The sequence below is a fragment of the Paenibacillus sp. FSL M7-0134 genome, from assembly GCF_038007865.1.
Classification (GTDB): Bacteria; Bacillota; Bacilli; order Paenibacillales; family Paenibacillaceae; genus Paenibacillus; species Paenibacillus polymyxa_B.
Genome location: NZ_JBBOXV010000001.1, coordinates 418,635 through 430,407 on the forward strand (window position 1 = coordinate 418,635; position 11,773 = coordinate 430,407).

Genomic DNA, 11,773 nt, shown 5'->3' on the forward strand with positions numbered 1-11,773 from the left:
AAGTTTTATTAATTATCTATACGATCCTGCCAACTGTTTTCGCGAATTCATATCGTTTTCCTTCATTTGTATTAACTCTTCATACGCTTCAACTGTGTATTGTTTATACAGAATATCAATTTCAACGTCTCGATTTTTAGTCGGAATCTTCTGCAAATGATCTAATTCAGCTTTAACAATTTCGAGGTGATTCTTATCTGCCTCAATATCCGATTCCATCGGCGCATACAGATCCTTTTGCAATTGGTAATTGGTTAAAATACTGTTTCGCATTGTCTTTCTAACATGCTCAACAGTATATCGGGAGGTGTCCACATCATGAATGACCTTCATCTTAGGATTAAGACCAACCTTATAGCCGATTTCTCTCATAGCAAAAGATACAACAATTTCTTCTCCTCCAGCGTAATTGTTTCCTTTACGCCCATAGGCGCTTCTAAAGCCCCCAATTCGCATTAGCGCAGCATGTCTAACCGCAAAGTTGGCTCCATAAGGGAACTCCCACTGAAAATTAGAATCGATAATTTCGTCGCCTTCCACAATAAGCTGACTCCAGTATGCTTCAGTACCTGGTTTAACCACTTCAGGCCGTTCCTCGTGTAAATTGAGTATGATATTCCCACCCATGACCCCGATATCGGGACGATCTGAGAATCCTCTGATGGTTTCCTCAAGCAAGTTGGAGTTTGCGATAGCGTCATCATCAATATAGAGTATGACCTCCCCCTCTGCCCCAAATAAACCAACATTACGTGCAAAGGAAAGACCTTTTAATGGAGCCTCCATATATCGCAGGAAGGATTGGTCAATATTATAGGTTGCTCTGAACTCACGAACCAAATGATGAATCTCCTCATTCAGATAATCATTATTTACAACGATAATTTCATAGTCTGCTTTATCCAACGACTGTTCTATGACAGATTTAATCGCATTCGATAGCTTTTCACTCCGCTGGTAAGTACAAATAATAACTGATAATCTCTTATTATAAGCAGGTTCACTTTCAATGACCGCCTCAATACGGTACAAGTGATCGTTCTTAACCTTCGTATTTATAAGAGAGAACAGAACTTCCGTATCCTGTGCAAAAAAGTCATAATTGCTATCTGTTTCACCATTCATTTTATCCTTTATTTTCAGATCCCACGGATAGTCAGCTACAAATGTATCTGTTGTATGCTCTGATTTATCTATAAGCAGTGCATACATAGACGATAAAGCATTAGAATCAATAAATTCAAAATCATGGACTTCGCCTGTTTTTATATATAAATAGCAAATAGGCGTTGCCAAATTAAGACCAATAATCGTATTCACTTCATCTCTTCCAACCACAGTATGTCCTTTAGCAAGAACATACTTCTTAAACTCACCAACTTCAGTAGCATCTCCCTCAATGATCCATACTAATGGGGTCAGATAAAAATCTCTTCTAAAATCATCAAGTACCATGAGTTTATATCTGTTAGAGGTGATGCCCAGTTCTTGATCTAAAGCGGTCAGTGACTTATCGTGCCAGCGATAATCATATATAGGCTCATCGAACGTCACATGTTTGAGCTCAAATAGAGAGTTCACTCTCATCCAGTAATCATAATCTTCAAGGGTATGCTTATAACTAGAATAGTCACCCAATAACTGGGTTACCTTGGCCCTATACATAAAAGCTGCACCAATCGTATTGTTAGGATATACGTTTAACTCCAATGCAGACTTAGGCAGCATAACATTGCCACTGAACTGTGGTTCTTCATACCAGCCATGGTTGGAAATCACTTGACCAGCAGAGTCGATTAACCTCATGTTCGCATATACCATACCAATATTTTCATCACTTTTAAGATCAGCTACCATCTTCTCCAGGAAATTTTCAGGGAGGATATTATCTGCACTTGTCCACGTATGATATTCACCCTTGGCTAGTTTAAAACCTCTGGATAATGTTCTTGGTATTTTACGATTTTCCTGATGAACTACTCTGATACGATGATCTGCTTTAGCATACTCATCAATAATTTCTGCCGTTGAGTCTTTTGAACCATCGTTAATAATAATGAGTTCAAAATACTTGTAAGATTGCTGCAGAATACTATCAATAGCTTTTGATACATAATCCTCACCGTTATATACAGGAAGGACGACCGATATAAGATCCTTCTCAAATTTAATCTCGAACTTATCAAGCTCCAGAGAAAATGAGTTATCTTTAGATACTTTATAATTGTAAAATTTATACTCATACCAGGTTAATAACTGATTGTAATTCCCTTCATCTTTGCGTAGATCAATCGGCTGATCCCCCGCGTTCGTTCTTTTAAGCTTATGCGACACTTTAGATTTTATCTTTTTCAGTAAGATAGTGGTGCCATAACTTTTCCATACTCTATATCCCTTAAGAACATATATCATTTTGGACTTGTGTAAGATATGTTTAAGTTTATTCGCCATTTTCCACCTTTTAGAGTTATAAATATTGTGAATCTCTGTAGACAGTCTTCCATTATATTCTTCCAACTCACTGAACTGGGTGTTCAATTCATTATATTGACCAAATAGTTGTCTATATTGATGATTTAATATATCCAAGTTGTTTTTTTCATTATTATAATCCTGTGTAAGTTGAACATATTTCTGTTCTAATTCGTCTTTCTTTTCAGACAGAGATTTAAAATCTGCTGACATGCTACTTATTACATTTTCCTGATGATCTCGCGTTTGAATCAATGTGTTAATCTGATCCATATGCTCAACAATGTGTTGTTTTTGCTGCTCTATTTCTTGGCTTTGAGCATGATTATGAGCTTGTAATTCATTAAATTCATTATTCAGGCGTGTATGCCCTGCTCTATAAGCATGGTCCACGTCATCTTTTAGAAATCTGCTAATTACATCCATACACTTATCTATCGTCTCTCTTCCTTTAACCGGAAACATCTCTAAAGTAAATTTCCTTCTTTGTTGTATTAGTTGTTCATCTAAGATTGCATTAAGTAAGGTTTGTTTAATATTGCCGTTATCGCTCACAAAAGGAACAATGTTTTGCTGAACTATTTGTTCTTCCAAAGGTAAAATCCCCTCGAAAGATTCTGTTTGGGGATGTTGGAATATTACAATTGGAGTGTCCGTAAACAGCGCATCAAATATAGCCCCAGAGCCGTCAGACAATATCACATCAGCTTCCTCTATTAAATGAACAAGAGAAGCCTTGTGATCAAGCACATTAGGAATATGAGACTTAACTAGACTAACCCGATCATGCTCCAAAAAAGAAGTGCCATGATGCAATTTCACCTTCATATTAAAGGTATCTGACATTTCTTCAATATGGTTCATAACAAGCTCAATAGACGACTCATTCCCATACGTAGGCAAATAAAGCAAATTATATTTATCCGTTTCGCGCTTCTTCCTTTGAAATTTGGCGTATTTAATCATTCCTACGATTTCAGTCTGAGTGTACGCTGCCAGAACCGAGGAATCATACAGCCCATTACAAAAGATAAAATCGAAATTTCGACTCCATGTGTCTAAATTCCAGTTTGGCTTAGCCATTCCATACTGATATCTAAACTTATAATCGGACTTAACTTCCAAATAATAAGGAAGATAAGGATAGAAAGCTATTTTATATGCCTTGTCAGGTACAGAGCTTGTTAGAGTCACTTTTATACCATTGTTCTTCAAATAATGATAGGTATCTAAGGACATGTCTCCCCAATCTTCTTCTTCAATGTGAGGGACATAAATATCACAAACGATCTGCTTTCTTTCACACTCCTCAATTAAAGGCTTAATCGTTTCATATAAAACTAGATTGTGAATGACAAAAGCTATAGATCTGTTCATATTCACTGCAAAACCTCTTCCTTTCAGGCAAAAATCTTATACTTATTTTCTTAATTTCAGTAATGTCTCATTCAGTAAAGTCGATGATGTACTCTTCGTATAGGGAAAATAAATAATTTTCACTCCAACTTCCTTAAACTGCAACTCATACTGGTCCCAACGTTCATTTTGAAACCAATCATCACCAACGAACATTACGTCATATTTTAATTTTTGCCAAACCTCAAATTTATCCATGGAGTCCTGAGGAATTACAGTATCAACAAAGCTGATGTTTCTGACAATCTCAATTCTTTCCTCAAAAGGAATTACTGCTTTTTTATACTTATATGAAACTAACTCATCTGTTGTCACGCCAACAATGAGTTTATCACAGAGTGATTTAGCATTTCTCAACAAATTCAAATGCCCAATATGAAATAAATCGAAGACTCCGGAAGTATAGCCGATAATCATAAGATTTCTCCTAACGTAGTTAAATTGAAGTTAAACCATTTGTCGAATGTCGTCTTCCCTTCAATTTTCTCAGAAGATAGGACTCTTTCAAGTTGAACAGGAAAACCCACCTTTTTTCTATTTACAATCTCTGCAGGGACAATATCTTTAAAAATTCTCTTGAGAGGAGCCTTAACAACCCCATCCTTCATTTTGTACATAGAGTTTACACCTGCAAGCCTTTCAATTAATCTATAGTCCAAGAAAGGGGATCTTGCTTCTACGGAATTTAACATTGAGGCACTATCCAGCCTTTTAAGTAACCCTCTCAAGTGGGCTTGCTGGAAGAATGCAGCTACGATTTTTTGAGGTGACTTTAACTTCATGAAAGGTGCTAAAGCGTCTTCTACAATCTCTATATCATCTTCAGATCCGTAGGTGTAGAGTTCACTAAAGGCTCGGATATCAAAGTCTGTAGCGCTACTAGCCCATCTGAAAATACGGTCATACCCAAAGAAAAGCTCATCAGCGCCTTCTCCGCTTAATATGACTGTATTTTTAGCAGATGCTTGCTGAGTCATATGATACAGTAACACTTCGTTGGGCACAGACAGAGGCTCTTTTTTTACAGTTATAAGCTCTCGAGCTAATGATAAAAAGTGATCAGGTTCAAACAATATCGGATGATGAATGGTATTGTATCTTGTTGCTGCGATTTCAGACCACTGAAACTCATTATAATCTTCAAAACCAACAGTCCAAGTATGCTCTACTTTGGCAAGTGCGGTAATAATCGTGCTGTCCAATCCCCCGCTTAGGTAACTTCCAATTTCAACATCTGCGATCTTACGGTACTCTACTGCAGAGCGAATTAGAAACTCAAGTTCCTCATCGGAAGGAGGTTCTTTTTCAGAGTAATCAATTTCCCAATATTTAATAAATTCGCCATTCTCGTAATAATATCCTGGTGGAAACTCTTTTATTTCATTATAGATAGTACGATCATTAAAAAAGCATCTCATCTTTTTATATTGTCTTACGGCTTCTTGATCTATAGAAATGTTGTGGACTAATGGGAGCAATGGAGCAATTTCAGAACTGAAAATGAACTCTTCCCCATATCTGTTGTAATAAAGCGGTTTTACTCCCATACGATCTCGTGCTACAAAAAATGATTTCTGCTGGACGTCTAAAACAATAAAACTGAACATTCCATTAAGCCAATTCAACATTTGGGGACCATATTGAATATAAAGCTTCAATAAAAGTTCAGTATCTGAGTTTGTTCTCATTTGAATTGAATAATTGGAGGCTAATTCTTTATAATTATAAATCTCTCCGTTAAATATAATCACATATCTTCCGTCATCAGAGAAAAAAGGCTGATCACTTCTCCGATCCAAATCTAAGATACTTAATCTGTTATGCCCCAGCATAAAGTTTTCACTCTGATATACACAAAGTGGGGCCGTAGGCCCCCGGTGTTTCATTATATTTAAAGAATTAAGAAATACTTCTTTATTTATGGCTACATTAGAAAACAAAATCCCACACATTTTATCACCAGCCTTAATTAATGACTTGCAAATCTATTGTGTTATCTACAAATATTAATCCTGGTACGTAATTATTCTCTGGCTTAGGAACCTCAAAAACAGCTGCTATACTTACGCTATCCAGATAAAGAGGCTCAAAAGGCTTAGGCTTCAAACCAATAGAAATGGTGTATTTACCACTTTCAGATAATAGATTACGGAAATTAAAGTTAACCTCTAGAATGCCCCCCGCTTGCATTTTCGGAACTAATTTTGCTTTATTATAGATATTCATGCCAAACACATCGACACCAGTATGGTTTCTAACCATGTAGCCAATGGTTCCCTCAGAATCTATATCTTTATAATATTGTGCCAATAAACGCAAAGTAACCATTTCGCCAAAAGGGACCTGGTTAACAACTTCTCCATTGACTAACAAGTCCGCTCTTATAAAGCGCGCATCTCCCGTTCCAGAACGAAACTCATTAGCACGTTTTGCAAAAGCAGGGTCCTCTTCTAATAGCAACAGCGAACTTTTCTTATCTGTTTCAGAATTAACAAATACATCCAAAGATTGAACACGTTTCATATCTGCAATTTCCTGGTTAACAATGTTTTCATAAATTTGTGCTACACGTTTCACTGGACCAATTTCGACCATGTGTCCTTTATCAATCAGCAGCGCTGTATCACAAAAACTTTTAATGGTATCCATGGAATGTGAGACAAATAAAACCGTACTTTTTTTGGAGAGCTCTTTCATTTTGGTAATACATTTTGCCTGAAAATAAATATCTCCAACAGACAAGGCCTCATCCACAATCAAAATATCTGGATCAACATTGATAGCTACTGCAAAGGCTAAACGGGCAAACATACCACTGGAGTACATTTTGACTGGTTGATTAATGAAGTCCCCGATATCCGCAAAGGATACAATAGATTCAAGTTTACCATCCATCTCTATTTTGCTGTACCCCATAAGGGTTCCGTTCAAATATATGTTTTCCATTCCTGTTAAATCCGGATTAAAACCCGCGCCCAATTCCAAAAGAGCAGCAACTTTCCCATTCACTTTAATGCTTCCGTTGGTGGGAGTAATCACGCCTGTGATCATCTTTAAAAGAGTCGATTTTCCAGAACCATTTTTACCAATAATACCAATCGCTTGTCCTTTATTTATGGAAAAGGACAGGTCACTGATGGCCTTAAATTCAGAATGATACTTTTTTTTAAAGGGATGAACAGCCTCTTTTAATCGCTCATTGGGATTATCATATATTTTATATATTTTAGTGACGTTATTAACTTCCACAGCAACTGATTCTGTTTGATTCATCATTTTCTCCTCACAATACATCTGCAAAATGAGATTTCATTTTCTTGAAAATTTTGATTCCTATCGTACCTGCGATAATCACAATAGCCCAAAAGTAGATCGTCATTGATGGATGCTCCCAGAACCATTTGTGATCAATAAAAGTATCCCGATATCCCTCGACAATATAAAAAACAGGATTTAGTTTAAAGAAAAACTGATACTTATCTTCAACAATATTTAAATTCCAGAAGATCGGCGTAAGCCAAAAGAATAGCTGAATAAATACCGCAACAACTTGACCAACATCCTTTACAAAAACAACTAATGTCGCTGTTATGTAAGAAATGGACAAGGAAAGAAAAATCGTGGCTAATAAATAATAAAGGATTTGAATGTTATAAATCGTAAATTCAACATTGTATATTTTAAACATAATGAAAAGAACAATGATAAAAAATACATGTACAAAAAGAGCAGACAAAATTTTCACCATCGGCAGCAAACCAACTCGGAAAACAATCTTCTTTACCAAATAATTGTTTTCTATAATACTATTGGTTGCAGTTGCTAAGCTTTCAGAAAAGAATAACCAAGGCACCATTCCTGTTAATAACCAAAGTATAAAGGGAGTATCTCCAATAGGTACATTTTTAAAACCAACCTGAAATACGACCCAATAAACAAGTATAGATACCATAGGATGTATAAAAGCCCAGAGTACCCCCATAAATGAACCAAGGTATCTAGATTTAATATCTTTTTTAGACAATTCCCAGAGTAACTTTAAATTTTTCGAAAAGTTTTGAGTTAAATTCATACGAGTGTGTCACGACCTTAAACATGGTTTGGTAAGTCTCTTACAATACAAAAAAAGTAAAAATTTGACATGATTACTCTTGCGATATGGCTCTAACAGCTACGATATGCTAAAATGTTGACGTATCTACAAGAAAAGGAGATTGTAAACCTTGTCGAATCCAGTATACGGGAAACAGGCCAAAACGTCGACCCGTGACGATAAAAGGCCGGCTATGTTTTGGGTGTTAATTGTTGGCATGATTCTGTTTTTAGCTTGGGCTCCCTTCCAGGCTGCACTTTTTAATGGGCAAATGCTCGATTTTGAAAAGCCTCTCTATTGGGCTTTGATCATCAGCATGATTCTGCTGATATTGGGAATCGTAACCTATTATAAGAAATTCAAATTGGAAGATCAAAGAGACTGGTTGGCGGTGCTTGTTATCTTACTTCCGCTGACGTTCGTGCTTTCATTGATTTCTGCTGCTTCTCATTATCTTGCGATGAACATGGTAGTGGTGCAGTGCATCTATGCCTCGTTCTTCATCATTACATTGTACGCCTTGCGAGATCGGTTGAGCAACCAGATCATCCAAACCGCGATTATGACCGTAGCTTATATTATTATAGGCTTCGGCCTCCTCAACTGGTTTGGACAGTGGGTATTGGCCGGACGACTGGTGGATTGGTTCTCATCAATGGTAAGCGGTAATCGTTACGTTGATGCCATAAAGGTAGATACTAATGGTCCGCGTCTTACATCCGTCTTCCAGTACGCGAATACATATGCGGCATTTTTGATGGCTTTTTTGTTCGCAGCTATCTTTTGTCTGATGAAGTCGAAGACGTGGTATGGAAAAGCGACTCATGCCTTTATGCTGGTGCCTATAATGGTATCACTGTTCCTGACACTTTCACGTGGTGGTCTCATTATGCTGCCAGTTGTATTTGTTCTTTTACTTCTGTTCTTTAAGCCAGCACGGCAAATCTTATGGCTTTTGCATTGTGCAATTGCAGGTGTCGTTTCACTTGTTATTTTGAGTCCTATTACAAATTGGGGATTACAGCTGAATCAGACCTATAACGGTGCTGTGGCTGCTAAAGGCTGGGGACTGCTTCTTGGGGCTGCCTTGGTGACTGCAGTTGTTCTATGGCTTATACAAACCTCTCTGGGATCTCGTTTGGAAAAAGGGATGCACGGTCTAGCCTCACGTAAACTCTCTAATCTGTGGCTGCCTGTTGGCTCTGTGGTCGTGATTGGTGTAATTGCGTTCCTGCTCATTGGTACAGGACTACGAAGTTTTCTACCAGCCAATGTGGAGACACGCCTGGAAAATATCAACTTCCAACAGCATAGTGTGCTGGAACGTATAACCTTCTATCGCGATGCTTCCAAGCTAATTGCTGATTATCCGTTGATTGGCGCAGGTGGCGGCGGTTGGGCTACGCTGTATGGAAAGTACCAAGACTATGGCTACACAAGCGCACAGGCACATAACTTTTTTATGCAATATCTGGTAGAGGCTGGTATTATTGGATTCATTATTTTTATGGCGTTTATCCTTTATATTTTCTATAAATACATTAAAGGTTACATCAAGAGCGATGAGGAAAAGCGGGATAGCCACTTCCTTTACCTGATCTTGGCAATGTCCATTTTGCTCCATAGTCTATTGGACTTTAATATGAGTTATGTGTTCATGGGTATACTGGTGTTTATTGGACTCGGGGGTATGGCTGCAGCAATGGATGCACAACCTGTAAAACGCTTGGCGATGAAGCCTGAAGGTTTCCGTCCGATTTATAGTATCGTCATTGGTGTTCTCAGTATTGTGCTTCTGTTTGTAGGGCTGCGCTTTACACAAGCCAGCAATGCTGCCTGGGAAGCAAAAGCGCTGGAAAGCAGCAATTCGTTCGAACAACGACAAGCTGCTTATAATAAGGACTTGAATCTGCGCCCAACTCATATTGATTCAATTGTTGGTTTGTCTAGTATGTATTATCAGGTCTACAAGCAAACCAAACGCGAAGAGTTCTATACAGGCGGTATGACCATTGTTGATTTGGGGCTGCAGGCAGAACCGTATAATAGAAATATGCTGTTTATCAAAATGCGACTTGAGCAAGCTAAAGGAAACAATGACAAGGCATTTGCTATTTTGGAAAATAACCGTGCTAACTTCACCTGGGATCTGGATTGGTACAATTTGCTGATTACCCAAGCGTTTGAATTTGGTAATAAAGCTCGATTGGCTAAGGACTCAGCCAAGGAACAGAAGTATTTCCAAGCAGGTCTTGCTGCTTATCAGCAGGTTCTAGATGGGGTAGTTCATCTTAAGACGATTCCACCTGAAATTCAATTGACACGTACTTTTGAAGTAACTCCAAGCATTGCGCTCAGTGCTGGAAAAATTGAGTTCATGTCAGGTAAACCCGCCGAGGCTGCCATCATCCTGAAAAACGGCTTGAAGGACGATCTGAGTGACGCTACGAATCGTGAGGTAACCCGATACTATATTGCCGCTTTGCAAAAGCAGGGACAAGATGACAAAGCATTGTACGATAAGCTGATTCAAGCTAATCCCAAGGAAAAAGAACTGATAAACGAACTGAAAAGAGAATAGTCCCTGGAGTTTAGTTGTTCTCTGTTTTGTATTATTTGAGGCTGTCCCATAAATCGATGGGATGCCCTAAAAAACAAAAAAAGCCCATCCTTGGTAAAATGGAAGTGGGACTGACCCCATAACGTGAGACAATTAAAACACCTTCAAGAGAATGCAATCCTGTCGTAAGATAGGGTGATAACCTTGAAGGTGTTTTTGCGTTGGCAACTAGAGTTGAGTTACCCGTTAGAAATAAAAATGAAAGTGATAGAAATTAGATTGGCATGAGTACCTGTAAAAGAGGTTATAGAGCAGTTCGGGATACGGAATAAGACACAGCTCAAGACGTGGATGTGGTGGACGAAGTATACCGTCTGGAGCAGCCTGTAGGTAAGCAATACAGCTACGGAAAGGTCCAGAACTCTCTTTAGAGCTTGAAAAAGTAAAAGCAGAAAAAAAGTACAAGGACTGGAAAATAGGTGGAACCTAAAGTCATCATTGCTTGGGTCGATTCCATTCGAGAAGTCATCAGTATCAACTCGCTCGCGTCGTAAGTGAGACCCTGAATTGGCTCAATGCCACCACCTAGACACAGCCTACCCTGAAAAGGGGCGAAACAGCAATCATCACAATAAGCTCACCAAAGTCATTCTCTACGCCTACATGTAGTGCATCTACTCATCCCGTCAAATCGTCAAAGCCGTTCAAGAGCTATTCCATTCATTTGGCTGGCCGCCCGTCACGTCGAGGTACAGCAAGCTCCTGCTCGCCATACTCGCTAACGACGTTCTTCCTTGCTATTGCTGTTACGGCTGTTTGGCGTCATTTTACCCTTGATCTCTTGCTCCTCCTAGCCCAGGTGCGCGTCCATTTCTGCTTCCAACACCTCCTGAAGAGTCTCCGCGAGCAGTTCATTTAAGGCATTTTACACATCCTGTGCAGTAACCAGGTTTTTCTCCTTAATGAAAGCTCGCAGTTGCTCTTTTGACCAAAGCCCCATGTATTCTCCCCACCCTTCCTATGACTTCCATTTTACTAAACAAACTATTTTACAGACTCTAGTGAAGCAAAAAGCGCAGGTTTCGGACTAATTCAGCCTTGGAACCTACGCTTTTTCTCATGAAGTTAATTAATAATTCGTCTCATTTAGGCTGTTTCACTATAAAAAAACTGCCTTTGAGATAACCCTTTTTATTGTTCATCTTTTGAGTGGAATTGTAACCCTGTTATCG

The 11,773-nt window shown here is 38.4% G+C and carries 6 protein-coding genes and 1 pseudogene; 1 reads left to right on the top strand and 6 read right to left on the bottom strand.

Going from position 1 to position 11,773, the window contains the following annotated elements:
- Positions 1-12: 12 nt before the first annotated feature.
- From NSQ58_RS01840 to NSQ58_RS01860, 5 genes are read right to left on the bottom strand one after another with little or no spacing between them, the layout of a single operon-like run.
- Positions 13-3,849: a glycosyltransferase gene (locus NSQ58_RS01840; protein WP_341057727.1), complete on the bottom strand. Its 3,837-nt coding sequence runs from the start codon at positions 3,847-3,849 to the stop codon at positions 13-15.
- 42 nt (positions 3,850-3,891) lie between these two features.
- A complete protein-coding gene (locus tag NSQ58_RS01845; protein ID WP_013312205.1) occupies positions 3,892-4,305 on the bottom strand; it encodes an adenylyltransferase/cytidyltransferase family protein in 414 nt (137 codons plus the stop codon).
- Complete coding sequence (gene asnB / locus NSQ58_RS01850; protein ID WP_341056780.1) at positions 4,302-5,840, bottom strand: asparagine synthase (glutamine-hydrolyzing); 1,539 nt, start codon at positions 5,838-5,840, stop codon at positions 4,302-4,304. The genes NSQ58_RS01845 and asnB overlap by 4 nt, the downstream gene beginning before the upstream one ends.
- A 13-nt stretch (positions 5,841-5,853) precedes the next feature.
- Positions 5,854-7,161 (bottom strand): ABC transporter ATP-binding protein, encoded by a 1,308-nt coding sequence (locus NSQ58_RS01855; protein WP_028542103.1) that lies wholly within the window; start codon positions 7,159-7,161, stop codon positions 5,854-5,856.
- Positions 7,162-7,171: 10 nt separating this feature from the next.
- Positions 7,172-7,960 (bottom strand): ABC transporter permease, encoded by a 789-nt coding sequence (locus tag NSQ58_RS01860; protein WP_028542104.1) that lies wholly within the window; start codon positions 7,958-7,960, stop codon positions 7,172-7,174.
- Positions 7,961-8,111: 151 nt separating this feature from the next.
- Here NSQ58_RS01860 and NSQ58_RS01865 point away from each other — a divergent pair, with 151 nt between their 5' ends.
- Positions 8,112-10,562 carry an O-antigen ligase family protein gene (locus tag NSQ58_RS01865; protein WP_341056782.1) on the top strand — a complete coding sequence of 817 codons (2,451 nt, stop codon included), beginning with the start codon at positions 8,112-8,114 and terminating at the stop codon, positions 10,560-10,562.
- A gap of 723 nt (positions 10,563-11,285) precedes the next feature.
- Here NSQ58_RS01865 and NSQ58_RS26730 read toward each other — a convergent pair.
- A pseudogene (locus NSQ58_RS26730) lies at positions 11,286-11,541 on the bottom strand (transposase); the annotation flags it as partial.
- Between the last annotated feature and the right edge of the window lie 232 nt (positions 11,542-11,773).